The 351-nt window shown below is 42.2% G+C and carries 1 protein-coding gene; it reads right to left on the reverse strand.

Going from position 1 to position 351, the window contains the following annotated elements; all coding sequences use genetic code 11:
- On the reverse strand, positions 1–351 hold a 351-nt coding region (locus tag E3E24_RS12585; RefSeq protein WP_167916128.1), incomplete at both ends, for a DUF257 family protein.

Below are 351 nucleotides of genomic sequence, written 5' to 3' on the forward strand. Positions count from 1 at the left end.
TGTAATCAGAGTGAACCTTCTTCAGCAGTTCATCGTAGTGCTTCTTCCAGACTGGAGTAGTCTCCTCCAAGTCAACTCTGCCAAGAACTTTTCCTGTCGTTATAATGCCTCCGAGTTTTATTACTTGAGCTTCGTCAATCATCCTAGTATCAATTCCAGCCAGCTCGAGATGCGCCTTGAGGACATGGAGTTGATCCACGGCGTCAACTATTAACACGGGTATATTATTCTGCTTTGCATACTTCAAGAGAATGTAAAATATCAAGTGTATCGGCTCGTTTGAGGTATACTCAACAAGAATATCCTCTCCCTTCTGTATTGCTTTGAGGTAATCAAACATACTCTGCTCAA

The organism is Thermococcus sp. LS2, assembly GCF_012027375.1.
GTDB lineage: Archaea > Methanobacteriota_B > Thermococci > Thermococcales > Thermococcaceae > Thermococcus_B.